The organism is Pseudomonas sp. xss_4, from assembly GCF_043104125.1.
In the GTDB taxonomy this organism is placed as follows: Bacteria; Pseudomonadota; Gammaproteobacteria; order Pseudomonadales; family Pseudomonadaceae; genus Aquipseudomonas; species Aquipseudomonas parafulva_B.
The window spans coordinates 40296-65130 of the sequence record NZ_JBICKJ010000078.1 but is presented as its reverse complement, the minus strand read 5'-3'; the positions used below and the strand labels follow the sequence as shown (position 1 = coordinate 65130).

General features: G+C 63.8%; 21 protein-coding genes and 1 riboswitch. Of the genes, 6 read left to right on the top strand and 15 right to left on the bottom strand.

Annotated features, from left to right (window positions below):
* Positions 1-852: a flagellar motor stator protein MotA gene (motA, locus tag ACF8GB_RS17110; RefSeq protein WP_058605808.1), complete on the bottom strand. Its 852-nt coding sequence runs from the start codon at positions 850-852 to the stop codon at positions 1-3.
* A gap of 130 nt (positions 853-982) precedes the next feature.
* Between motA and ACF8GB_RS17105 the strand changes: the two genes are divergently transcribed.
* The 3 genes from ACF8GB_RS17105 to asd are packed head-to-tail and all read left to right on the top strand — an operon-like array spanning position 983 to position 4243.
* On the top strand, positions 983-2518 hold the full coding sequence (locus ACF8GB_RS17105) for an HDOD domain-containing protein (RefSeq protein WP_325941928.1): 1536 nt from the start codon (positions 983-985) through the stop codon (positions 2516-2518).
* 42 nt (positions 2519-2560) lie between these two features.
* Entirely contained in the window at positions 2561-3370 is an 810-nt protein-coding gene (locus ACF8GB_RS17100; RefSeq protein ID WP_058603990.1) for a rhodanese-like domain-containing protein, read from the top strand.
* A gap of 9 nt (positions 3371-3379) precedes the next feature.
* On the top strand, positions 3380-4243 hold the full coding sequence (asd, locus tag ACF8GB_RS17095; protein WP_058638926.1) for an archaetidylserine decarboxylase: 864 nt from the start codon (positions 3380-3382) through the stop codon (positions 4241-4243).
* 66 nt (positions 4244-4309) lie between these two features.
* Here asd and serB read toward each other — a convergent pair whose 3' ends face one another.
* Positions 4310-5524 carry a phosphoserine phosphatase SerB gene (gene serB / locus ACF8GB_RS17090; protein ID WP_058604066.1) on the bottom strand — a complete coding sequence of 405 codons (1215 nt, stop codon included), beginning with the start codon at positions 5522-5524 and terminating at the stop codon, positions 4310-4312.
* A gap of 134 nt (positions 5525-5658) precedes the next feature.
* Between serB and ACF8GB_RS17085 the strand changes: the two genes are divergently transcribed.
* Positions 5659-7101 carry a hypothetical protein gene (locus ACF8GB_RS17085; RefSeq protein WP_058638925.1) on the top strand — a complete coding sequence of 481 codons (1443 nt, stop codon included), beginning with the start codon at positions 5659-5661 and terminating at the stop codon, positions 7099-7101.
* Positions 7102-7186: 85 nt separating this feature from the next.
* Here the strand turns inward: ACF8GB_RS17085 and ACF8GB_RS17080 are convergent, their stop codons facing one another.
* From ACF8GB_RS17080 to ACF8GB_RS17040, 9 genes are all read right to left on the bottom strand, one after another.
* Positions 7187-7897: a membrane integrity-associated transporter subunit PqiC gene (locus ACF8GB_RS17080; RefSeq protein ID WP_023532908.1), complete on the bottom strand. Its 711-nt coding sequence runs from the start codon at positions 7895-7897 to the stop codon at positions 7187-7189.
* 172 nt (positions 7898-8069) lie between these two features.
* Positions 8070-10325 (bottom strand): DNA topoisomerase IV subunit A, encoded by a 2256-nt coding sequence (gene parC, locus ACF8GB_RS17075; protein WP_196121424.1) that lies wholly within the window; start codon positions 10323-10325, stop codon positions 8070-8072.
* Between the two features lie 10 nt (positions 10326-10335).
* Positions 10336-10854 carry a TIGR02281 family clan AA aspartic protease gene (locus ACF8GB_RS17070; protein WP_058638923.1) on the bottom strand — a complete coding sequence of 173 codons (519 nt, stop codon included), beginning with the start codon at positions 10852-10854 and terminating at the stop codon, positions 10336-10338.
* Positions 10851-11837 carry an esterase-like activity of phytase family protein gene (locus ACF8GB_RS17065; protein WP_392527352.1) on the bottom strand — a complete coding sequence of 329 codons (987 nt, stop codon included), beginning with the start codon at positions 11835-11837 and terminating at the stop codon, positions 10851-10853. Before ACF8GB_RS17065 ends, ACF8GB_RS17070 begins: the two co-directional genes overlap by 4 nt.
* On the bottom strand, positions 11834-13738 hold the full coding sequence (gene parE / locus ACF8GB_RS17060) for a DNA topoisomerase IV subunit B (protein WP_058603996.1): 1905 nt from the start codon (positions 13736-13738) through the stop codon (positions 11834-11836). The genes ACF8GB_RS17065 and parE overlap by 4 nt, the downstream gene beginning before the upstream one ends.
* A 35-nt stretch (positions 13739-13773) precedes the next feature.
* Positions 13774-14382, bottom strand: coding sequence for a YqiA/YcfP family alpha/beta fold hydrolase (locus ACF8GB_RS17055; RefSeq protein ID WP_196121423.1), 609 nt, complete (start codon positions 14380-14382; stop codon positions 13774-13776).
* 254 nt (positions 14383-14636) lie between these two features.
* Positions 14637-15437 carry a 3',5'-cyclic-AMP phosphodiesterase gene (gene cpdA, locus ACF8GB_RS17050; protein ID WP_392516042.1) on the bottom strand — a complete coding sequence of 267 codons (801 nt, stop codon included), beginning with the start codon at positions 15435-15437 and terminating at the stop codon, positions 14637-14639.
* Between the two features lie 12 nt (positions 15438-15449).
* The gene (locus ACF8GB_RS17045) at positions 15450-15938 is read right to left on the bottom strand and encodes a DUF1249 domain-containing protein (protein ID WP_392527349.1); all 489 of its coding nucleotides are present in this window, start codon (positions 15936-15938) and stop codon (positions 15450-15452) included.
* Complete coding sequence (locus ACF8GB_RS17040; protein ID WP_392527348.1) at positions 15893-16510, bottom strand: NUDIX domain-containing protein; 618 nt, start codon at positions 16508-16510, stop codon at positions 15893-15895. The genes ACF8GB_RS17045 and ACF8GB_RS17040 overlap by 46 nt, the downstream gene beginning before the upstream one ends.
* A gap of 185 nt (positions 16511-16695) precedes the next feature.
* Here ACF8GB_RS17040 and ACF8GB_RS17035 point away from each other — a divergent pair, with 185 nt between their 5' ends.
* Positions 16696-17442, top strand: coding sequence for an RsiV family protein (locus ACF8GB_RS17035; RefSeq protein ID WP_058638919.1), 747 nt, complete (start codon positions 16696-16698; stop codon positions 17440-17442).
* Here ACF8GB_RS17035 and cytX read toward each other — a convergent pair.
* Positions 17411-18694: a putative hydroxymethylpyrimidine transporter CytX gene (gene cytX, locus ACF8GB_RS17030; protein WP_058638918.1), complete on the bottom strand. Its 1284-nt coding sequence runs from the start codon at positions 18692-18694 to the stop codon at positions 17411-17413. The genes ACF8GB_RS17035 and cytX overlap by 32 nt on opposite strands.
* A 109-nt stretch (positions 18695-18803) precedes the next feature.
* The gene (thiC, locus tag ACF8GB_RS17025; protein ID WP_058638917.1) at positions 18804-20684 is read right to left on the bottom strand and encodes a phosphomethylpyrimidine synthase ThiC; all 1881 of its coding nucleotides are present in this window, start codon (positions 20682-20684) and stop codon (positions 18804-18806) included.
* Between the two features lie 154 nt (positions 20685-20838).
* A riboswitch (TPP riboswitch) is annotated at positions 20839-20945 on the bottom strand.
* A 160-nt stretch (positions 20946-21105) separates the two neighbouring features.
* On the opposite strand from thiC, the gene ACF8GB_RS17020 reads away from it, so the two are divergent.
* Positions 21106-22539, top strand: a complete 1434-nt coding sequence (locus ACF8GB_RS17020; RefSeq protein ID WP_058638916.1) for a TolC family outer membrane protein — start codon at positions 21106-21108, stop codon at positions 22537-22539.
* An 84-nt stretch (positions 22540-22623) separates the two neighbouring features.
* Here the strand turns inward: ACF8GB_RS17020 and waaA are convergent, their stop codons facing one another.
* Together waaA and ACF8GB_RS17010 are read right to left on the bottom strand one after the other, a co-directional pair.
* Positions 22624-23895, bottom strand: a complete 1272-nt coding sequence (gene waaA / locus ACF8GB_RS17015; RefSeq protein WP_392527347.1) for a lipid IV(A) 3-deoxy-D-manno-octulosonic acid transferase — start codon at positions 23893-23895, stop codon at positions 22624-22626.
* A gap of 11 nt (positions 23896-23906) precedes the next feature.
* Positions 23907-24797, bottom strand: coding sequence for a LysR family transcriptional regulator (locus tag ACF8GB_RS17010; RefSeq protein WP_196186384.1), 891 nt, complete (start codon positions 24795-24797; stop codon positions 23907-23909).
* Positions 24798-24835 lie beyond the last annotated feature (38 nt).

Sequence of the window (24835 nt, the reverse complement as noted above, 5' to 3'; positions counted from 1 at the left end):
TCAGCGACCGCGTACCGCTTGCTCGAGCTCGGAGAAGCTGGGGCGATGCTTGGGGTACAGCACCTTGCGCCCGAACTCCACGGCCAGCGACGGCGGCATGCCCGAGGCCGAGGCGACCAGCGAGGCCTTGATCGACTCGTACAGGTTGAGTTCTTCCTTGGCATCGTGCTCAAGGCACTTGGCCAGTGGGCCGAAGAAACCGTAGGCGGCGAGAATACCGAAGAAGGTACCCACCAAGGCGGCGCCCACGTGCATACCGATGGCTGCCTGGTCACCATCGCCCAGCGACGCCATGGTGACGACGATACCCAATACGGCTGCAACGATACCGAAGCCTGGCATGCCGTCTGCGACCCCAGTGACCGCGTGGGACGGATGCTCCAGCTCCTCCTTCATGCTCAGCAGCTCCATGTCGAACAGACCTTCGAGTTCGTGGGGGGCCATGTTGCCGGTGGACATGATGCGCAGGTAGTCGCAGACGAACGCGGTCATGCGCTCATCGGCCAGTACGGTCGGGTACTTGGCAAAGATCGGGCTGGCCGAGGCGTCTTCGATGTCGGCCTCGATGGCCATCATGCCTTCGCGGCGGCTCTTGTTGAGAATTTCATAGACCAGTCCCAGCACTTCCAGGTAATAGGCATGGGTGAAGCGCGAGCCGAACATCTTCATCGACTTCTTCAGAACGTGCATCGTCATGTAGCCAGGGTTGGCCTGCAGAAACGCACCAAAGGCCGCGCCGCCGATGATCAGCACTTCGAACGGCTGGATCAGCGCCGCAATCTTGCCGTGGGAAAGGACGTAGCCGCCGAGTACGCTCGCGAATACGACGATGATGCCGATAATTTTAGCCATAGATTCAAAGCACTTGCTGTCGTGGTCAGGGAAAGAGGCGGGAGCGTCAAAACTCTTCTTCTCCTTATCGGCAGAACTGCGCCAGACTATAGCCACTAAAAGCGAAAAGCCAGTTCGGACTGATGTCAAAATGCCAATTGAAACCGAGGTATCCGGCCAGGCCCCACGTACGTTAGAAGCCTGGGTGAAGCTGCTGGAGAGTGTGCGCATTCCTGTGCCCAAGCACAGCTACGACCGGGTCATGGCGGCCATCAACGATAACCGGCGTTCATTGCGCGACATCGCCGAGCTGATGCAGGACAGCCCGGCCCTGGTGCTGTCGGTGATGCGCGAAGCCAACCACCCGACCAACGCCAGCCAGGCCGAGCCGGCCGAAAGCCTGGAGATTGCGCTCAATCGCCTGGGCCTTGAGCGCAGCGCACTGCTGCTCAAGCGCCTGCCAGCGCTGCCGATGGAAGACATCCCGCCGGTGCTGCGCCAGTTCCAGATGATCAGCCAGCATGCCTCGCAGCAGGCCAGTGGCCTGTTCGCCAGCCGACTGGCGCGGCTGTGGCAGGAAATCCACTGGGGTAGCCTGCTGTTTCTGTCCCCGTTATGGCCGCTGGCATTGGCCCACCCGAAGCTGCTCGACACCTGGGAGCTGCGGGTCATCCATAAAGGAGAAGACGCCGCCATTGTCGAGCAGGAGCTATTCGGTGTTCGCATCATGGCGCTGTGCCAGGCCGTGGCCCAGCAGTGGCGCCTGCCGCAATGGGTGACCCAGGGTTACCGTCTGCTGCTCGAAGAGCGCGAGCAGCTTGCCCAGGTGTTGAACATCGCCCGGGACGAAGACCTGCTCAACCAACAACATCGGCTCGATGCCGAGCCCGGTCTGCGGCGCTGGTTCAATCAACCGGCCAACACCGTGCTGTTGGCCAATAACCTGGCGCTGGCAGCCCAGGTGGGCTGGGACAATCCCCATCTGCTGCGCTGGCAACTGCTGACCGCACTCTACCTGCAGACCTCGCTCGAAGACATACAGCAGCAGGTGCACCAGCAAGCCGCGGCTAGTGCCAGGCGCCATGCGCGCCTGGCACTGTTCCACCCAGCCGAGGCCTTGATCTGGCCATGGCATCAACGCCGCCCCCACCCGGACATGCTGGCGCCCCCGCCCCCCACCGCCGATGAACTGGCGCGCTGGCGGTCGCTCTGCCAGGACTTGCTGGCCCAGCCCAGCCCTTTCACCAATACCGTGCACCTGGCGGCCCAAGCCCGTGAGGCGGTACTGGCGTGCGGCATGCAACGCCTGCTGCTGCTTGGCCTGGACCGGACCAATGACTGCCTACGCGTGCAACAGGCGGCCGGGCTAGCGAAAGAGGCGACCAGCCTGGTATTGCCGGTGGCGGCGAACAAGCTGCTGCAAAAGCTGATGTCCAAGGCCGGGCAACTGCGCATCACGCCCGAAAACCACACGCAGTTCGCCTCGTTGTTGCCGCCGCCCTTGCGTGCCCTGTTCCGGGGCGAGCATGTCCTGCTGCGCTCGCTGGCGGTCAAAGACCAGGTGGTCATGTTATTGGTGGCCGACCAGGGGTGCCGGCCCTTGGCCGACATCAGCGTGCAGGCTTTTGGCAAAACCTCGCAATGCATCGAACGGGCGCTGTGGGTGTTTGCCAACCGCAACGGCTGAGCCTTGCGCTACAATCGCCCCTTTGCACACTGGAGACCGTGGATGACCGACTTTTCCGGCCTGCCGCTGGTGATCGAAGCCGCCGACCTGTTGCCACGCCTGGGCTCGCCCGACTTGATCCTGGTCGACCTCAGCAGCGCCAATCGTTACGTCAGCGGGCATATCCCGGGCGCGCATTTCGTCGAGGGCAAGCGGACCCAGCTCGGCCAGCCGCCTGCGCCTGGGCTGCTACCGCCGCAGAGCGACCTGGAAAAGCTGTTCGGCGAACTGGGCCACCGCAGCGATGCGGTCTACGTGGTGTATGACGATGATGGCGGTGGCTGGGCTGGCCGCTTCATCTGGTTGCTCGATGTGATCGGTCACACCCGGTACCACTATCTCAACGGTGGCATCCAGACCTGGCCGGCCGACCGGCTCAGTACCGATGTGCCTGCCAAGGGTACCCGGCCGGTGAGTTTGCAACTGCATCCGGAACCCACCGCCACCCGCGAGTACCTGCAAAGCCGCCTGGGCGCCGATGACCTGGCCATCTGGGATGCTCGCGCCCCACAGGAATTCACCGGCGAAAAAATGCTCGCGGCCAAAGGCGGGCACATACCTGGTGCGGTCAATTTCGAATGGACCGCCGGCATGGATCTCAATGACCATCTGCGCATCCGCCCGGACATCGCCGAAGTGCTGCAGTCCCTTGGCATCACGCCTGACAAGGAAGTGATCACCCACTGCCAGACGCATCGCCGCTCCGGCTTCACTTATCTGGTGGCAAAGGCCCTGGGCTACCCGCGAGTCAAAGCGTACGCTGGCTCCTGGAGCGAGTGGGGCAACCACCCGGACACGCCTGTCGAAGTTTAAGGAACCTGAATGAAATCCCGTCTGTTCATCATCAGCCAGTACCTGCTGCCGCATCACCTGCTGTCGCGCCTGGCCGGCTGCGTTGCCGAGTGCCGCGCCCGCTGGTTCAAGAACGCCTTCACCGCCTGGTTTGCCAAGCGCTACCAGGTCGACATGCGTGAAGCGCTGGTCGAAGACTTGACCGCCTACGAGCACTTCAACGCATTCTTCACCCGCGCCCTGAAACCAGGCGCACGCCCCCTGGACCAGACCCCCGGCGCCATCCTGTGCCCGGCCGACGGTGCAGTGAGCCAGGTTGGCCCGATCGAGCACGGCCGCATCTTCCAGGCCAAGGGCCACAGTTACAGCGCACAGGAACTGCTGGGCGGCGACCCGGCCCTGGCAGCCCCTTTCATGGGCGGCGAGTTTGCCACTGTCTACCTCTCACCCAAGGACTACCACCGCGTGCACATGCCGCTGGCAGGCACGCTGCGCGAGATGGTCTACGTGCCGGGGCGGCTGTTCTCGGTAAACCAGACCACCGCAGAAAACGTGCCTGAACTGTTCGCTCGCAATGAGCGGGTGGTCTGCCTGTTCGACACCGAGCGCGGCCCGATGGCGGTTGTCTTGGTCGGTGCCATGATCGTGGCCTCCATCGAGACCGTCTGGGCAGGGCTGGTCACGCCGCCCAAGCGCGAGCTCAAGACCTTCCGCTACGACGATGCCAGCCGTGCGCCAATTCACCTGGAAAAAGGCGCCGAACTGGGTCGATTCAAGCTGGGTTCGACGGCGATCGTGCTGTTCGGCCCCGACCAGGTCAAATGGGCCGACCACGTGGGCGCCGCCTCGGCGGTGCGCATGGGCCAGCTGTTGGCCACGCCGCTGCAGGCGTGATGGCCCAAGACGTGGCCCCAGGGTTCGGGCGCTGACGCCAAAACCCTGGGGTCTGCGCAGGCTGGATCAGCCGCGGGTATCGCGATCGCGCAGGCCCAGCAGGTACAGCACACCATCAAGGCCCAGCGTGGAAATCGCCTGCTTGGCCGACTGACGCACCAGCGGCTTGGCGCGGAAGGCCACGCCCAGCCCCGCCAACGCCAGCATCGGCAGGTCGTTCGCGCCATCGCCCACGGCGATGGTCTGTTCCAGTTGCAGGCCCTCCTCGCTGGCCAGTTGCTGGAGCAGCTCGGCCTTGCGCTGGGCATCGACGATAGGCTCCACCGCCACGCCAGTCACCTTGCCGTCGACCACTTCCAGCTCATTGGCGAAGACGTAGTCGATGCCCAGGCGCGCCTGTACCTGGCGGGCGAAGTAGGTGAAGCCACCCGACAAAATGGCGGTCTTGTAACCCAGGCGCTTGAGCTCGGCAAAGAGGTTTTCCGCGCCCTCGGTCAAGCGCAGCGATGCGCCGATTTCATCCAGCACGCTGACATCCAAACCCTTGAGCAGCGCCATGCGTTCCTTGAAACTGGCCCGGAAGTCCAACTCCCCCCGCATGGCCCGCTCGGTGATCGCCGCGACCTGCTCACCCACGCCAGCGGCCTTGGCCAGCTCGTCGATCACTTCGGCTTCGATCAGGGTCGAATCCATGTCGAACACGGCCAGGCGGCGGTTGCGGCGGAACAGGTCGTCCCGCTGGAAGGCGATGTCGATGCTCAGGGCCTCGGACAAGGCAAAGAACTCGGCGCGCAACGCCTGGCCATCGTCAGGCTCGCCGCGAACCGAAATCTCCACCGCGGCCTTGCCCTTGCTGGTGTCCGCGTCCAGCGCCACTCGAGCCGACAGGCGCTCGATGCGCTCGATGGTCAGCCCGTGCTGGCTGATGATGGCGCTGACACGCTGTAACTGGTCGGGCGAGATCTTGCGGCTAAGCAGGGTCACCACGTGCCGTGCTTCACCATGGCCATCGGCCCAGTGCTGGTAGTCCGCTTCGGAAATCGGTGTGTAGCGCGCCTGCAAGTTCAGCTCGTGCGCCTTGGCCTGGACACTCTGCAGCAGCTTGGTCGCCACTTCGTTATCCGGGATATCCACCAGGATGCCGAACGACAACGTGCCGTGCATCACCGCCAGGCCGATGTCGAGAATGCTCACACCGCCCTGCAGCAGGACGCCAGTGATGGCAGCGGTAAGACCGGGGCGGTCCTCACCGGTGATGTTGATCAGGACGATTTCGCGCACAACCAGGCTCCGACTTCGATGAAAAATGCGCATTCTACCGATTTTCCGTGACCATCGGGCGCTAACGATACTTTGCCGACAAAACCCGTGTCGCTATACTGCCCCCCACTTCATGCCATTAAGAGCCGAGCTCAGTGAACCGGCCCACCTCAGTCAAAACAGACAATTTCTTCCTGATGATCTATCGCGCCCTGAGTCAACGTCGCGTGCCATTGGCATTGCGCATCGCCTGCACCAACATTTTCCTGGTGGCCCTGGCGCTGGTGATCTATGCCTGCGTAATGGGGTTGCAGTTCAAGCAGGCCATGCACGACCAGGCCGATGCCGTGGGCCAGAGCCTGACGACCCAGACGGCCACGTCGGCGACCGAGTTGCTGGTGGCCAACGATATCCTCAGCCTCAACGTGCTGCTGGGCAACCTGGTGAAGAACCCGCTGGTGGCGCATGCCGCCATCTACAGTGTCGACAACCGCATCCTCGCCGAGGCAGGCCAGCGTCCGCGCAACAGCCTGCTGGGTGAGGCCGAGGGCGTCTATCAGACCAAGATCACCTTCCAGGACGTGGCCGCCGGACAACTGCGCATGAGCCTGGACATGAGCCAGTTCCAGCAGCCCATGCTGATCAGCATGCAGAGCATGGCTATCCTGGCGGCCATTCTGCTGGTGCTCGCCCTGACCTTGAGCCTGCGCCAGGGCCGATTCATCACCTTGCCGCTGCTGCAACTGCGGGTCTGGTTGCGCGACCCGCAGTATTACACGCCCGCCACCGACCGCCAGGACGAGATCGGCGACATCGCCCGGCAACTGCACGCCCGACTGGCGCCACCGCCTCCGCCAGAGCCGGAACCGGAACTGGAGGACGACGAGCACTTCGATGAAGCGCCCGCCCCCGTTTCCAAGCCTGCCCAGCGCACTACCGTGACCAGCGCGGACGATGACGACGAGGCATTCGCCGGCCTGCTGGACGACACACCGGCGCATGCGATCGAAATGGAGTCCGATGAGCCCCAGTTCAGCGCAGTGCTTGCCGTGCAACTGGGTTCCCAGGAGCAGCTGCGGCGTTTGCCGCGCACCCGCCTGACCGAGCTTACCGAGCGCTATCAGGAGTGCCTGGAGCATGCGGCCTCGCTGTACGAGGGCGAAACCCACACCCTCAACGATGGCAGTACGTTGGTCCTGTTCCACAGCCGCCAGTGCGGCGAGGACTACCTTACCAATGCCATCTGTTGCGGTGAGTTGCTACGTGCCTTGGGCCATGCCTTGCAGATCGACGTCGCTGACAGCGGCATCACCTTGCAACTGCAACTGGGCCTTGCCATGAGCAATGACCTCGATGGCCTGGAACTGGTCGACCTGCTGATGGCTGAGAAGGTGCAGGATGCGCTGGCACTGTCTCAACACAGCCGCAATCTGTTGCTGGTCGAGCGCAAGGTCAATGACGACGGTTTGATTCGCCAGCGTGCTCGCATCCGCCCCATTGCAAGCCCGGAAGGCGCCTGCTGTGTGGAGCGCCTGATGGAGCCATACCCCTCGATGCTGGAGCGCCAGCTGGCCCGCATGCACGAACGCCGCGCCTGAGCCATTACAGGGTCGCTGCGCGGCGCCGTACAGCGCCCACGAAAAAGCCCGCTTTGATGCGGGCTTTTTCGTGGCTGGTCTTCGATCAGAACCGATACACTTCCATGTCGGTACGAATCGGCGAGGCCATCGGGATTTTGGATTTCTCGGGCTGCTTCTTGACCTGCACAGGCGCTGCAGGCTTCTTGGGTGCGGCTTCGGCGATGGCCGGCTGGTTTGCCAACGGCTTGACCGCAGTGCTTAGTTGCTCGGCCAGCTTCTGCAACAGTTGCCCTTGCGCCTGGACCTGCGAGGCCTCGCTGCCTTCATGCTTCTGCTCTAAATGTACGATGCGGTTGTCACGCACCTGACCACGGCGGTCGAGCACACGCCATTGTGCATCCAGAACCGCGGGTTGGTTCTTGCCAGAGTCCAGTCGCGTGATCGATAGCAGCACTTGCACGTCCGGGCTGAAACCTGCCGTCGCCGGCGCCAGCACCACGCGCTGGCTGTCCAGACGCCAGGCCAGCTGCCGCACCAGCAACTGGTCAATATCCGAGGACAGGCTGCCTGCCCAGCGCCCGTCGGTCGCAGCACTGAGGCTGCCGTCGGCCTGGCGTTGCAGGAACGTCTCACGTTGCAGATAGTCGGCCACCGAAACCGGGCCGAGTACGACGGCCATGCCCGCATGTTGCGACGGCTGGCCAGGATCACCGCTGTCGAGCTGGTACAAGGCAACCGGCTGGTGCATGGTGCACCCGCCAAGGCCCAATAGACCCGTCATCAACAGCGCAAAGGGAAGGCGCAGAAATTTCATCATCCCATCCAGGCGGCTGCCTTCAGGCACGCCGCAGTGATACGTATGGATTCAAACGGGCACACGGCTACGCCGGCACCGCAGGGGGCATATCATCCGCGAAATAAGTGCCCGACTCCAGCATTTCTGCCCGCAACGGCGGTGAAATCGCCATTGCGGGCCTGTCGGATGCTCAGCCGGGCAATTCGACCTGCAGCCCATCGACCCGCTGGAAGCCACGGGGCAACTTGCTGCCGCGCCTACCACGTTCGCCCTTGTAGTGCTCCAGGTCATCGCCCTTGAGTGATAGGGTCCGCTTGCCGGCTTGTAGCACCAGCGTGGCCCCTTCGGCCACCACGGCAAGGTCGGTGACGTACTCTTCCCGGCTGGCGACCCGGTCACCGGGCACGCCGATGATCTTGTTGCCCTTGCCCTTGCCCAACTGCGGCAGATCACTGACCTTGAACACCAGTAGACGGCCTTCGGTGGTTACCGCTGCCAACCAGTCCTGCTCCCGGTTGGCCACCGGTCGCGGCGTCATCACCTTGGCGCCGTTGGGCAGGCTGAGCAGCCCTTTGCCAGCCTTGTTCTTGGCCTGCAGGTCTTCACCCTTGACCACGAACCCGTAGCCGGCATCGGAAGCCACCACGTAGAGCGCATCGTCTTCGGGCAGCAGCACGCACTCGAAAGTGGCGCCCGGTGGCGGCGCCAGGCGCCCGGTCAGGGGCTCGCCCTGGCCACGGGCTGACGGCAGGCTGTGGGCGGCCACCGAATAACTTCGTCCGGTGGAGTCGATGAGCACGGCAAATTGGTTCGAGCGCCCTGCGGCCGCGGCCTTGAACCCATCCCCGGCTTTATAAGACAGGCCAGTGGCATCGATGTCATGCCCCTTGGCACACCTTACCCAGCCTTTCTCCGACAGCACCACCGTGACGGGCTCGGTCGGCATCAGCTCGTTTTCCGAGAGCGCCTTGGCTTCTGCCCGCGCCACGATGGGCGAGCGTCGGTCATCGCCATAGGTCTGAGCATCCTTGATCAATTCGCTGCGCACCAACTTGCGCAACTTCGCCTCGCTGCCCAGCAGTGCCTGCAGCTTGGCCTGCTCCTTGAGCAGCTCGTCCTGCTCGCCACGGATTTTCATCTCTTCCAGCCGGGCGAGCTGGCGCAGGCGGGTTTCCAGGATGTAATCGGCCTGGATCTCGGTGAGGTTGAAGCGGGCGATCAACGCCTGCTTGGGATGTTCCTCGGTACGGATGATATGAATCACTTCGTCCAGATTGAGGAAGGCAGTGAGCAAGCCGTCCAGCAAGTGCAGGCGTTTTTCGACCTTGTCCAGGCGATGCTGCAAGCGCCGCCGGACAGTGCCGGTACGGAACTCCAACCATTCCAGCAGCAGCGCCCGCAGGTTCTTCAGTTGCGGGCGGCCGTCCAGGCCGATGATGTTGACGTTGACCCGGTAGCTGCTTTCAAGGTCGGTGGTGGCGAACAGGTGCTGCATCAGCTCGTCGGCATCCACGCGATTGGAGCGCGGGATGATGACGATGCGGCAGGGGTTTTCGTGATCGGACTCATCGCGCAGGTCAGCGACCATTGGCAGCTTCTTGGCCTGCATCTGTGCGGCGATCTGCTCCAATACCTTGGCGCCGGACACCTGGTGCGGTAACGCCGTGACGACGATATCGCCATCCTCGACCCGGTACACTGCACGCATGCGAATCGAACCGCGCCCGCTTTCATACATCTTGAGAATGTCGGCCCGAGGCGTGACGATCTCTGCCTCGGTCGGGTAATCGGGCCCCTGGATGTGCTCGCACAACTGCTCGATGGAGGCCTTTGGCTCGTCGAGCAAGCGCACGCAGGCACTGGCCACCTCGCGCAGGTTGTGCGGCGGCACGTCGGTGGCCATGCCCACGGCGATGCCGGTGGTGCCGTTGAGCAGAATGTTGGGCAGGCGCGCGGGCAACACCGCCGGTTCCTGCAAGGTGCCGTCGAAGTTGGGCACCCAATCCACGGTACCTTGGCCGACTTCGTCGAGCAGCACCTCGGCATACCGCGACAGCCGTGCTTCGGTATAACGCATGGCGGCAAACGACTTGGGATCGTCCGGCGCGCCCCAGTTGCCCTGGCCGTCCACCAGTGTGTAGCGGTAGCTGAAGGGCTGCGCCATCAGCACCATGGCCTCGTAGCAGGCCGAGTCCCCGTGGGGGTGGAACTTGCCGAGCACATCGCCCACGGTGCGCGCCGACTTCTTGTGCTTGGCATCGGCGTCCAGGCCCAGCTCGCTCATGGCGTAGACAATGCGCCGCTGCACAGGCTTGAGGCCGTCGCCGATATGCGGCAAGGCCCGGTCCATGATCACGTACATGGAGTAGTTGAGGTAGGCCTGTTCGGTGAAGTCAGCCAACGAGCGGCGTTCGACGCCGTCCAGACTGTCTTGTAGTTCGCTCATGCGAGCCTCGTCATTTCAGGTTCTGGCGCAGCAGCATGGTGCCGCCGCGCTGGGTAAATTCAAGTTGTTTCAAGGCGCTCATGCCCAACAGCACGGTGGTGCCATCCAGGCCCGGCACCACGATCGCGCGAATGTCGCGCAGGTGGATGTCGCCCAATTGCAGGCTGTCCAGCCGGGTGCGATAGCCTTGCGTGCGACCGTTGGCGGTGCTGACGGTTACCGGGCTGCCACGCTTGAGCGCAAGGCCGTCGGCCAGGGATTCGGGTATGGCGACATCCGTGGCACCGGTGTCGAGCATGAAATGCACCACCTGGCCATTGATGGCGCCATCGGCGACGAAGTGGCCCTGGCCATTGCCCAGCAGGCGCACCTCGACGAACCCTTGTCCATGGGAGGACTGGACCTGCGCATTGGGGTTGCGCTGGCGGTCTTCCCATTGCCCGAAGAAGCGCGTGGCCAGGAACAGCGCCGCCGCCCAGGCCAGGATCATCAGCACCCTGCCCGCCCGTTTGCCCGGTGCCTGGCTCACGGCTTGGCACTCCAGCCGCCGGCAGGGGCAGCAAAGCGCCAGACGATCGGCCGGCGCTCGCCATCGGCACGCGCGCCTTCATTGTTGTCCAGGCCGATCCACGCCCCCTCGGCGTCGACCACTAGCGCCTCGGCCACACCGAACAGCTGGTCATAGCGGCGTGGCTCGGTCAACGCGTCGGCCGCAAACGACCAGCAGCGCTCGATCTGACCGCTGTCGGCATCGCGGCGACAGATGCGATAGGCATTGCGCTCGAGCGTGAACAGTTTGCCGTCGAACCAGGCCAGGTCGGCAAAGTCTCGCGAAACCGGTCGCGCATCGGGTAGCTGCGGCGGCTGCATCTCTACACCGGCTTCGCTGAACAGGACGCAGCGTCGCCCGCAGGCCCACACCGCCTGTTGGCGCTCGATGGCCACCAGCCCACGGCGCTCACGCTCGCCAGCCAGCCACAGGCGATCGCCGGCAGGGTTGACGGCCACGCCTTCGAACAGCGCATTGAAGTTCAGCAGCATGCCGCTGGCCCGTGCCTGGCGCACCATGGCCGAATCGATCTTCAGCCAGTGCGGCGCGCCCGAAACAGGCAGTTGCAGCACGGCGGCATGCGCCTCGCTGACCAGGTACAGGTTGCCGGCCTGGTCACAGGTGATGCCCTCGAAATCAAGGTCGCCACCGCGCAGCCACGACGCCAGCCAGGTCCGCATCTTCAGCCCCCACGGCAAGCCGCTCTCCGGCACCGGTGGTGGGTCGAACGCCACTGCCTGTGCCTGCCACGCACCGTCCTTGAGTTCGAAACGGTAGAGGCGATCGTCGTCCCGGTCCGAGACACCCCATAAGCTACCCCGGCATTGCGCAAGGCCCGACAGGTTACCGGCACGCATGCCATCGACGGGATGCTCGCCGATCAGTTCAAGTTCAGGCCAGGTGTCTGCCAGGGTCGGCAAGGCCACCAGCGGCAGGCAAGCCGCCAGGAGCCAACGAATCAAACCATGACCTCTGCCAGGTTGCCCTTGGTTTCCAGCCAGGCCTTGCGGTCCCCGGCACGCTTCTTGGCCAGCAGCTTGTCCATCAGCTCGCATGTGGTCTGCACGTCGTCCAGGGTGAGCTGGACCAGGCGCCGAGTGTTGGGGTCCATGGTGGTTTCGCGCAACTGGGGCGGGTTCATCTCGCCCAGGCCCTTGAAGCGGGTGACCTGCGGCTTGCCGCGCTTTTTCTCTGCCACCAGGCGGTCGAGAATGCCGTCTCGTTCGGCTTCATCCAGGGCGTAGTAGATTTCCTTGCCCAAGTCGATACGGTACAGCGGCGGCATGGCCACATACACATGACCGGCTTCGACCAGTGCCCGGAAATGCTGCACGAACAGCGCGCACAGCAGGGTGGCGATGTGCAGGCCGTCGGAGTCGGCGTCGGCCAGGATGCACACCTTGCCGTAACGAAGCTGCGCCAGGTCGGTAGCGCCTGGGTCCACGCCAATGGCGACAGCGATGTTGTGCACTTCCTGACTGGCGAGCACTTCACCGCCGTCCACTTCCCAGGTGTTGAGGATCTTGCCGCGCAGCGGCAGGATCGCCTGGAACTCTTTGTCACGCGCCTGCTTGGCCGAACCACCGGCCGAGTCGCCCTCGACCAGGAACAGCTCGGCGCGCATCGGGTCCTGGCCCGCGCAATCGGCCAGCTTGCCCGGCAGTGCGGGGCCCTGGGTGATGCGCTTGCGCTCGACCTTCTTGCTGGCCTTCAGGCGACGACCGGCGTTGCTGATGGCCAACTCGGCCAGCTGCATGCCCAGCTCCGGGTGGGCGTTGAGCCACAGGCTGAAGGCATCCTTGACCACGCCTGAGACGAAGGCGGCGGCTTCGCGCGAGGAAAGGCGTTCCTTGGTCTGCCCGGAGAACTGTGGGTCCTGCATCTTCATCGACAGCACGAAGGTGATGCGCTCCCAGACGTCTTCCGGGGCCAGCTTCACGCCACGGGGCAGCAGGTTGCGGAATTCGCAGAACTCACGCATCGCGTCCAGCAGGCCTTGGCGAAGGCCGTTGACATGGGTGCCGCCCTGGGCCGTGGGGATCAGGTTGACGTAGCTTTCCTGAATGCTGTCGCCCCCTTCGGGCAGCCACAGCAGGGCCCAGTCGACCGCTTCCTTGTTGCCGGCCAGGCTGCCGCAGAACGGCTCGTCGGGCAGGCGCTGGAAGTCACTGACCGAATCCACGAGGTAGGAGCGCAGGCCGTCTTCGTAATGCCACTCCACCTTCTCGCCGCTGGCCTTGTCCTCGAAACTGACCAGCAGGCCTGGGCAGAGCACGGCCTTGGCCTTCAGTACGTGCTTGAGCCGGCTGATGGAGAACCGCGGGGAGTCGAAGTACTTGGGGTCGGGGCTGAAATAGACGCTGGTGCCAGTGTTGCGCTTGCCGACCGTGCCGACCACTTCCAGCTCGCTTGACTTGAAGCCATCGGCAAAGGTCATCTGGTATTCGTTGCCGTCACGCTTCACCCGCACGCGCACCTGCGTGGACAAGGCGTTGACCACCGAAATACCGACGCCATGGAGGCCGCCGGAGAATTGGTAGTTCTTGTTGGAGAACTTACCGCCGGCATGCAGCTTGGTGAGGATCAGTTCGACGCCCGACACGCCTTCTTCAGGGTGGATGTCCACTGGCATGCCGCGACCATCGTCGCTGACTTCCAGCGAATGGTCGGCGTGCAGGATGACCTGCACCGAACGGGCGTGGCCGGCGAGGGCTTCGTCGACACTGTTGTCGATGACTTCCTGGGCCAGGTGGTTGGGGCGGCTGGTGTCGGTGTACATGCCCGGCCGCTTGCGAACCGGGTCAAGGCCCGAGAGGACTTCGATGGCGTCTGCGTTATAGGCGCTAGCGCTGGGATTGGCCATGGGGTCTCGTCGTCAGTCTGGTGAATGCAAAAAAATCAAAATACAGAAAAATCGAGTGCAGCGTACTGCGTCGGGGCAACACCGGCGAAGGCCAGTAGGGCCGGCAGGCGCTCGGCGAAGCCTTGGAAGCTGTGGTCGCCACCGGCCTGGATACGCAGCGCGCAGTGGCGGTAGTACCGCTCGGCGTGGCGATAGTCCAGGGTTTCGTCGCCGGTCTGCAACCATACCTGGTAGCGGCTTGGGTCCGTAGGGGGCGGGACCTCCAGCTCGGCCAGCGCCTGGACGTGGTCGAGGGTCAACTCCCACGCCTGGCCTGTGTGATGGTTGTGCTGGGTACCCAAATAGCCGTCGAACAGGCGGTGCGGCCCTACGGCGGGGTTGACCAGCAAGGCCTTGAGGCCATGGCGCTCGGCCAGGAAGGTGGCATAGTAGCCGCCCAGTGAACTGCCCACCAGCAACGGCGCGCCCAGTTCGGCAATGCAACCTTCAAGCTGCTCGATGGCCTGGCGGGGATGATGATGCAGCGCTGGCAGGCGCAGCCGGTCGATCAGCCCGAGGTGCTGCATGACGGCCTGAAGCTGCCTGGCCTTGGCTGACAACGGCGAGCTGTTGAAGCCGTGTATATAGAGGATGGAACCCGACATGCTGCCCCCGGAAGCTGTAGCGTTGCGCCTGTAGGCAGGCGCAGGGACGCGCAGTGTATCGCGTTCGCAAGGTTTTGGCGCCGCGCTGGTTTTTCTGAAACACATTCCGCTATGGGCAGGTGGAGAGTCACTGACACTATTGGCAGCTATGGTGACACGGTTAGGATGGGAGCGGCCGGTCCGGCGCCCCGGCGAGGCCGTTCCCACACGGAACTGGGTTCTTTGGAGAGCGGGTGCAGGACAGCCCGCGCAGTTCAATACCCCGGGCTATCGAAATCGAGCCTGACCTCGAAATCCAGCGCCCGCTCCACCCCCGTGTCCACCGTCCCATCAGTCTGCAAGCGGATCCAGCGATAGCCAGGATGCTGCTGGCTTACCTCGAAATCTTCACTGCCTGGGGCGAACTGGATGCAGGTCGAAGGCGTGGCCAGCAGCCGCAGGTCGCCGCGCCATTGATCCCATTCCTGATGCACGTGCCCCCACAACAGCGCACGCACCTGGGGGTGACGATCGATCACGGCGAACAGCGCATCGGCGTTGCGCAGGCCGATGGGGGCGATCCATGCACAGCCGATGTCGACCGGTTGATGGTGCAGGCACACCAGGCAGTGGCGCTCCCCTGACGTGCGCAATGCAGTTTCCAGCAGGCTGAGCTGGGTATCCTGCAGCCAACCATGGGCCGCTCCTGGCACTGCCGTGTCGAGCATGACGATGCGCCAGGCCCCGATGTCGGTAACCGGCTGCACTAACTCAGGCGCCACCTGCGCCATCACCTGCGCTTCGTCATGGTTGCCCGGCAGCCAGCGCGCCGGCGCAGCAAAGCCTGCGGTCAATTGCTCAAAGGCCGCGTAGGAAGCAACGCTGGCGTCCTGGGACAAGTCCCCCGTGCACAACAACAGGTGCGTGTCGCTCTGCTCGCGCAATGCCTGCCGCACCACATGGCGCAGGCTGTCGCGGGTATTGAGGCCTAGCATGCTGCCCTCGGGGCTGGCGAACAGATGGGCGTCGGTCAGGTGCACCACGTTAACGGTGCCGGCAGGGTTCGAGTGCGGCAAGGCCGTCTCCTTTCAGCGAGCGCTTACCAGTTCGTGGCCGCAGGCCAGGCAGTGAGAAAGCCATTCACCCAGGAACAGGTTCAGCTGGGCTTTTTCGTCCGGCTGGTGCATGGCGGCGTTGGGGTAAGGATAGATGCTGCGCAGACGCCTGGCGTGCTCGGCGCTCACCACTTCGGCCATGCGGGCGTCATGGTAAACCTGCACCTCCATGACCGGGACCGGCAGCCAGGGCAGGCTGTGCTCCTGGCGTATGCGCAGCGTGGTGGTGTAGGGGCAGGCCAGGACCACGTCGAGCACTAGCACGCCCAGCATCTGGTCGCCCTGGGTCATGCCGATGCTACGCGAGCTCTGGGTGGTGCGCATGTCCGGGAGCAGGCGCATCAGCCGGGCATAGTTGGCCTCACAGGCGGCCTGCAATCCGGCCAGGTCGACCCGGTAGCGCTCGCGCAGCAGGTTCACTTCCACATGCCTCGAACTTCGTCGCGGTTCAGGGCGAGCCATTGCAAGCCGATGATGGTCGCGGCATTGCAGATGCGCCCGTCGCGTACCGCCTGCAAGGCATCTTCGAACGACCACGCGCGCACCCGGATATCCTCGCCTTCAGACTCCAGCCCGTGCAGGCCACCGGCACCCTCGGCGCTGCAGCGGCCAAGGAACAGGTGGACGTATTCGTCACTGCCGCCTGGCGAAGGGAAGTAGCGCGTCATCGGCCACAGCGCGCTGAACGTCAGGCCGGCCTCTTCCTCGGCCTCACGGTGGGCCACTTCTTCTGGCTGCTCGTCCTTGTCGATCAGCCCGGCGACCATCTCGATCAACCAGGGGTTGGCGACCTTGTCCAGGGCGCCCACACGAAACTGCTCGATCAGGACCACTTCATCGCGCTGCGGGTCGTACGGCAAAACGCACACCGCGTCATGGCGCACGAACAGCTCACGGCTGATTTCCCGGCCCATTCCACCGGCGAACAGCTCATGGCGAAGGTGCAGCTTGTCGAGCCTGTAAAAGCCCTGGAAACACTTGTCCCGCTTGACGATCTCGACCGCCTGGGGCACTGAATTCAACGTATCCGACATGAAAATCCTCGTTGCATCGCTGCTGCATCGCGCCATCCTACTCTGCACGCTGGCACGTTTCACCCCCCGGCGACAACCGTTGGCGTACATGGCACAGCGGGCCCGGTCTCTGTTAGCTTAGTGGCGAACTGAAGGCCATGCCGACGGTCAAAGGCCGACTTTTCCCTGTTCTTGCAAGGATCATCATGACACTCGTCAAACTGACATCCATCGCTGTGCTGGCCTTGGCGCTGGGCGCATGCCAGAGCCTGTTCGCCCCCAACTACCGAGCACCGCTCGAGGTCAAGCGCGAAGCCTGGGAGCACGTCAAGCCAGGCTGCAGCGAGCGTGATTGCCCGTTGGTGAATATTGACACCGTGCATTTCCCGGCGTTGCCCAAGCTCGACGGTATTGTCGAAAAGCGCCTGCTGCAGCTGACCGAGGACAACCAGCACGCGGCAGCACCGACCACGTTGCAAGCCTACGAACAGCACTACCTGGCCAGCGCCGAGAAGCGCAACAGCAGCTACTTGCAGGCCAAGGTACGCGAACAGCATGACGGGCTGGTGATCATCGAGCTGTCCAGCTACCTGGATACCGGTGGCGCCCATGGCATGCCAGGTCGTGCCTTCATCAACTATTCACGCAAGCTGGACAAGGTCCTGACACTGCAGGACATGCTGGTCCCGGGCCAGGAAGAAACGTTCTGGAAGACGGTGGAGGAATCGCACCGCGCCTGGCTGATCAGTGTCGGCATGGACAAGGATGCCGAGTTCATCAAGACCTGGCCATTCAAACGCTCGCCCCATATCGCCCTGACCTACGGCGCGGTGGTGGTGAAGTACGAGGTGTACGCCATCGCGCCGTATTCCATGGGCCATGTGGAGCTGAAAATCCCTTACCCACGCCTCAATGGTGTGATCAAGCCCGAACTGTTCCCCGGCCGCGGCTGAGGTTCAACACGCCATACAACACCCCTGCCAGCACCAACGCCGGCAGGGTCGCGCCCAGGTCCGGCGCCTGGGCGGCAATGATGTGATACGCCGTAACCCCTGCCGCCCATGCCAGCAATGCCGGCCAGTGCAGCGCCCCTACATGGGCTGGAACGCTGCGACGGCGAACCCAGTAATGGTCCATCAGCACCACGCCGAACAGCGGGGCGAACACCGAGCCGATCAGCAGCAGGAAGTTCTCGTACTGCGCAAGCGGTGCCAACAGGGCGATCAGCGTGCATAACACACCGATGGCCAGGGCCAGGTGTTCTACCTTCACGCGTGCCAGCACCCCGGCGGAGACCGCTGCCGAATGAATATCGGCGAAGGCTTTTTCCGATTCGTCGAGCAGAATCAGCAACAACGGAATACCCATGCCAGCCCCGGCGAGCGCCAGTAGCAGGGCATTGACTTCGCCCTGCGCCGCGAAGGCCAGGGTGTAGGCCACCCCTAGGCTCATCAGCCAGGTGTTGCCGATGAAGTACCCCACCACCGTACTACCGAACACCTGTCTGCCGTCACGGGCAAACCGCGAATAGTCGGCAATCAGCGGCAACCACGACAGGGGCATGGCGATGACGATGTCAAAGCCCACGGCCAGCGACATCGACCCATCCCCGCCGCGTTGCCACAGCGTCGCCAGGTCAGCCTTGGCGAACAGGTTCCAGGTCAGCCAGGCACAGGCGCCCAGCAGCAGCCAGATACCCCAGGCCCGCAGGATCTTGCGCACGAAGGCCAACGGCCCGCTGACCGCAAGCACTGTGGCCAGCGCGCCGAAACACAGCGTCCACAGTACCGGGCTGTTCCACACGCTGGCCTCACCGAAGGCTCGTGCACCCAGCAGGCTGGCGGCATCGCGCATGACGATGATCTCGAAGGCGCCCCAGCCTATCAGCTGCAATACGTTGAGCAGCGCTGGCAAGCGCGCACCTTGCGCCCCCAGGCTGAGCTTGAGCGTACCCATGGCGGACAAACCGGTGTCACTGCCGATCACACCGGCAGCACCCAACAACAACACACCGACCCCGGTGCCCAGGGCGATGGCCAGGATAGCCCCGGACAGGCCAAGGCCTGGCGCCAGCATGGCACCGACTTGCAGCACCATCAGGCCGATGCCTAGGGAAAACCATAGTGAAAACAGGTCGCGGCCGCCGAACACGCGTTGGCCGTTGGGGATGGGATGATCGGGGGAGAATTGACTGGACGTGGTCATGCTTGCTCGCACTCGGCAATGTGATTGTAGGGGTGGGCGCAAGGCAGGCGGCTAACCAGGTACCTGCTTCGCGACCTGCTTGCGCCCACCTTGGCCCAAAGGCTGCGCCTCAGACCTTGTGGTACAGCTGGCTGCCGGCCTGGCGGAAGCGCTCGGCCTGCTCGCGCATGCCCTGCTCCACCGAGACATCCACGGTTTCGATCCGGGCAGCGTATTCACGCACTTCCTGGGTGATCTTCATGGAGCAGAACTTCGGCCCGCACATGGAGCAGAAATGTGCCACCTTGGCCGACTCCTTGGGCAGGGTTTCGTCGTGGAAGGCACGCGCCGTGTCAGGGTCCAACCCCAGGTTGAACTGATCTTCCCAGCGAAACTCGAAGCGCGCCTTCGACAACGCGTTATCGCGAATCTGGGCCCCTGGGTGACCTTTGGCCAGGTCGGCTGCATGGGCTGCAATCTTGTAGGTGATGATGCCGGTCTTGACGTCGTCCTTGTCAGGCAGCCCCAGGTGTTCCTTGGGCGTCACATAGCAGAGCATGGCGCAGCCAAACCAGCCGATCATGGCCGCCCCGATGCCGGAGGTGATGTGGTCGTAGCCAGGGGCGATGTCGGTGGTCAGCGGGCCGAGGGTGTAGAACGGCGCTTCGTCACAGCACTCTAGCTGCTTGTCCATGTTCTCCTTGATCAACTGCATCGGCACATGGCCAGGGCCTTCGATCATGCATTGCACATCGTGCTTCCAGGCGATCTTGGTCAGTTCGCCCAGGGTTTCCAGCTCGCCGAACTGCGCCGCATCGTTGGCGTCGGCGATCGAGCCAGGACGCAGGCCATCGCCCAGCGAGAAGCTGACGTCGTAGGCCTTCATGATTTCGCAGATTTCTTCGAAGTGGGTGTACAGGAAGTTCTCCTGGTGATGCGCCAAGCACCACTTGGCCATGATCGAGCCACCCCGGCTGACGATGCCGGTGACGCGCTTGGCGGTCAGCGGGACATAGCGCAGCAGCACCCCGGCATGGATGGTGAAGTAGTCCACGCCCTGCTCGGCCTGTTCGATCAGCGTGTCGCGAAACAGCTCCCAGGTTAGGTCCTCGGCCACACCGCCAACCTTTTCCAATGCCTGGTAGATGGGAACGGTGCCGATGGGCACGGGTGAGTTGCGAATGATCCATTCGCGGGTTTCATGGATGTGCTTGCCGGTGGACAAGTCCATGACGGTGTCCGAGCCCCAGCGAATGCCCCAGGTGAGCTTGGCCACTTCTTCTTCGATGGACGAACCCAACGCACTGTTGCCGATGTTGCCGTTGATTTTCACCAGGAAGTTGCGGCCGATGATCATCGGCTCCAGCTCGGTATGGTTGATGTTGGCCGGGATGATGGCGCGGCCACGGGCCACTTCCTCACGTACGAACTCGGGGGTGATTTCCTTGGGAATGCTGGCGCCGAAGCTGTGACCGGCATGCTGCGTATCGAGCAGGCCTGCCGCCCGGGCCTCCTGCAGCTTCATGTTCTCGCGGATGGCCACGTATTCCATCTCGGCGGTGATGATGCCCTGGCGGGCGTAATGCATCTGCGACACATTGGCGCCTGGCTTGGCACGACGCGGGTTGCGGACATGGGCGAAGCGCAGCTTGGCCAGTTCGGCGTCGTTCAGCCGCTGCTGGCCGAAGTGGGAGCTCAGCCCGCTCAGGCGCTCGGTGTCACCCCGTGCGTCGATCCAGGCCGAACGCACGTCGGCCAGGCCCTTGCGCACGTCGATCAATACCTCTGGGTCGGTGTAAGGGCCGGAAGTGTCGTAGACCAGCACCGGCGCATTGCTCTCACCCCCAAAATCGGTGGGCGTGTCGGCCAGGCTGATCGCGCGCATCGGCACGCGAATATCCGGGCGCGAGCCCTGGACATAAACCTTGCGCGAGCGCGGAAACGGCTGCACGGACTGCTGATCGACTTGCGCCGATTCGCTGAGGTTCATCGCTTTTTCTTGTTGGGTCATCACAGGCTCTCCAGACGGCTTCCTAGCAGTGGAATGTCGGGGTGAACCTGAAGGACGCGGACGCACTCCTAGACGGGTGCGGTGCCAAAGACGGGGTGTCATGGGCTGCAAGCAGCCGATGCTTTCCCGGACCTGGCACAAGAGGCTCCCCGGGAAGGCGAGCAATCTTGTTCCCTACGCAGGCGCTAACCTGATCAGGTTCAACGGGATCCGCACCTATGCGATCTCAGCCTTTGCTTCAAGGCACCCCGACAAGAACATGCGCAGTCTAGACTGGAGTTGCCGGCAAAGCCAAGCGAGCAATCCCGGGAATGATCAACGGCATCCGGGGTGATTGTTGCCCGGTGCGCGTGGCACTACACTGCGTCATCACACGAAACTCAACAGTTCAGTAATTACATTTCGTACAAGGATTGCCCCTATGCTGCGCAAACTCTCACTGGCCCTGGCCGTGTCTTGTGCGTCCCAGACGATGGCCTGGGCAGCGGACGTGCCGGCTACGGTGAAGACCGATCTGGTGAGCGTTTACCAGGAAGCGGTACAGAACAACGCCGATCTGGCCGCCGCTCGCGCCGACTACGGCGCGCGTCGCGAAATCGTGCCCCAGGCCCGTGCCGGCTTGCTGCCCAACCTGTCGGCCGGTGCCGAAATGCAAAGCACCCGCACCAAGCTCGACGAACCTTCGATCACATCCAACCGCAGCGGCAATGCCTGGAGCGCGACCCTGGCCCAGCCCATCTTCCGCGCCGACCGCTGGTTCCAGTTGCAGGCTGCCGAAGCGTTCAACGAACAGGCCGCGCTGGAGCTGTCTGCCACCGAGCAGAACCTGATCCTGCAGACGGCGCAAAGCTACTTCGCGGTGCTGCGCGCCCAGGACAACCTGGCGGCCAGCAAGGCCGAGGAAGCGGCCCTCAAGCGTCAGCTCGACCAGTCCAACGAGCGTTTCGACGTGGGGCTTTCGGACAAGACCGACGTGCTGCAGTCCCAGGCCAGTTACGACACGGCCCGCGCCAACCGCATCATCGCCGACCGTCAGGTGCAGGACGCCTTCGAGGCGTTGGTCACCCTGACCAACCGGGAATACACCGCTATCCAGGGCGTGGTGCACAGCCTGCCGGTGCAGGTGCCCGTGCCCAACGACGCCAAGGCCTGGGTCGAAACTGCAGGCCGGCAGAACCTCAACCTGCTGGCGACCAACTACGCAGTGTCCGCGGCGCAAGAAACGCTGCGTCAGCGCAAGGCCGGTCACGCCCCGACCGTGGATGCCGTGGCCAAATACCAGAAGGGTGACAACGACAACCTGGGCTTTAGCAACCCTTCACCGCTGGGTGTTCGCTATGGCGGCGACGTGGAGCAGACCACCGTTGGCTTGCAGTTGAACATCCCCATCTACAGCGGCGGGCTGACCAGTTCACAGGTACGCGAAGCCTACCAACGCCTGAGCCAGAGCGAGCAGCAGCGCGAAAGCCTGCGCCGCCAGGTGGTGGAGAATACCCGCAACCTGCACCGCGCGGTGAACACCGACGTCGAACAGGTGCAGGCGCGCAAGCAGTCGATCATTTCCAACCAGAGCGCACTTGAGGCTACCGAAATCGGCTATCAGGTGGGCACCCGCAACATCGTCGATGTGCTCGACGCCCAGCGCCAGCTGTACACCTCGGTGCGCGACTACAACAACAGCCGGTACGCCTACATCCTCGACAACCTGAGCCTGAAACAGGCAGCCGGTACGCTGAGCCCGCAAGACCTGCAGGACCTCAAGCGCTACCTGAAACCCGACTACAACCCGGACAAGGATTTCCTGCCTCCGGACCTGGCGGCAGCGGCGGCGAAGAATTTCGAGCGCAGGCCCTGAGGGCGGGCTGTCCGAACTGCAAGATGGGCCGCAAAAGCGGCCCCCCTGATCACGGCAACCGCAGCCATCGCCCCCGTGGTGAGCTCAGGGCATCAACTTTTCCAACCCCTCGAGCAAGCGCTGCAACGCCCCCTGATTGGCCCTCATCACCGCCCTGCCCGCCTCACCCATGCGCCGGGCATCTTGCGGTAATTCGACCAGCCGCTGCACGGCACCGGCCAGCCCCTGGGCGTCATCGACCTGCTGCAACCCGCCCGCCTCGTGCAACATGGCACTGATCTCGAGAAAATTGAACACGTGTGGCCCCATCAGCACCGGTAGCGCCAGGGCTGCCGGTTCCAACGGGTTGTGCCCGCCAGTCGGCACCAGGCTGCCGCCGACGAACGCCATGTCGGCAAGGGCATACAAGAACAGCAACTCACCCATGGTGTCGCCCAGCAGCACTTGCGTCTGTGCAAGCACCGGCAGCCCGGTAGAGCGACGCACCGTGGCAAACTGCTGGCTGCACAAGGCATGGACCGCCTCAAAGCGCTCCGGATGCCGGGGCACCAGGATCAACAGCGCATCCCCATGCACCTGCAGCAACTGCCGGTGCGCCTGCAGGACCAGGGCATCTTCGCCATCGTGGGTGCTGGCGGCGATCCACACCGGGCGCGAAGCGGCGGCCCATTGCTGGCGCAAGGCCTGGGCCCGCGGCACCAGGTGCTCATCGATCTTCAGGTCGAACTTGATCGAGCCGGTCACCTGCACGCAGCCAGTACGCGCTCCGAGTGCAAGAAAGCGCTGGGCCTCGACTTCGGTCTGCGCAGCAATCAGGCTCATTTCGGCCAGCATGGGCCGGGTCAGCCTGGCAAACCGCCCGTAGCCACGGGCCGAGCGTTCTGACAAGCGCGCGTTGGCCAGCGCCACGGGAATGCCACGCCTGGCGCACTGATGGATGTGATTGGGCCAGAGTTCGGTTTCCATGATCACGCCCAGCCTTGGCTGCACATGGTCGAGAAAGCGCCCTGCCGCCCACGGCAGGTCATATGGCAAGTAGCAATGCTGGACCCGGGGTTCATCGCCGAACAGGGCGCGAATACGCTCCGACCCGGTGGGCGTCATGCACGTCAGTGTCATCGGCAGCTCAGGGTAGGCCTTGAGCAGGGCGCGCACCATGGGCGCGGCTGCAATGCTTTCGCCCACCGAGACGGCATGCACCCAGATGCCGCCTTTGCGCATGGCCGGTAGCCTGAAGGCGAACCGCTCACCGAGGCGGCGGCCGTAGGCAGGGGCCTTGCGCGCGCGCAAGTACAGGCGCAGCGCCAGCAAGGGCAGGCCCAGGTGAAACAGCAAAGTGTAGAGGGTTCTGTTCATGGCGACGCAGTTTACCCGATCGCACGCAAATGCACCGCAAAGCGCTCGGCCAGCCACTGCGCAGCAGGCCCCAGCGGTTCGTCCCGACGCCAGGCAAGCTCCACCACCAGCGCCGGTGGCCGCCAGTCGCTGGCCAGCTCTACCATGTGCGCCTGGTAGGTGGGGTACTGCACCACATGGCGCGGCAGCCAGGCCCAGCCCAGCCCACGCATCAGCAGTTCGGCCATGGCATAGAAGCTGTCGGCCCGCCATACCTGCGGGCTGATCGCCTCACCCCCCGGGTAACCGCTCTGCTGGGGCGTAATCAGCAGCTGTCGATGGCGTGCCAGTTGCTGTCGGTCCACCCGTCCGGCCTGCGCCAAAGGGTGGCCGACGGCGCAGACCGTGACCATTTCCACGCTACCCAAGGCCCGCCGTTCAAGCGACGCCGGTATGCGCTCGTGGTGAAAGAACAACCCCAAGTCGGCGCGCCGCTCCACCAGCTTGCGCGCGACATCGCCCTGCGCGCCGCTGGCCAGTTGCACTTGCAGAAAGGGGTAACAGGTTGCCAGCTCATCCAGGCTGTCGATGACAGGCTGATACGGCATCGCCTCATCCTGCGCCACCCGCAGCAGTGCTTCCTGGCCACGCATCAGTGCCAGGGCCCGCCCGTCCAGGCGCTCGCATTGGCGCAGCAGCTCACGGGCATCGGCAAGCAGCGCTTCGCCGTTTGCGGTGAGCTTCGGTTGGCGCCCACTGCTGCGTTCGAACAAGGTGACCCCAAGGTCCGCTTCGAGCAGGGCGATGGCGCTGCTGATCGCTGACTGAGCCTTGTGCTGTTCGCGTGCAACCGCCGAAAACGAACGCAGCTCAGCCACCCGCAGGAACGTGCGCAGCTGATCCAGACTCCATTGCTCGGCCATCCACCTATCTCCTTGCCAGATAGGTAATGACTTTACCG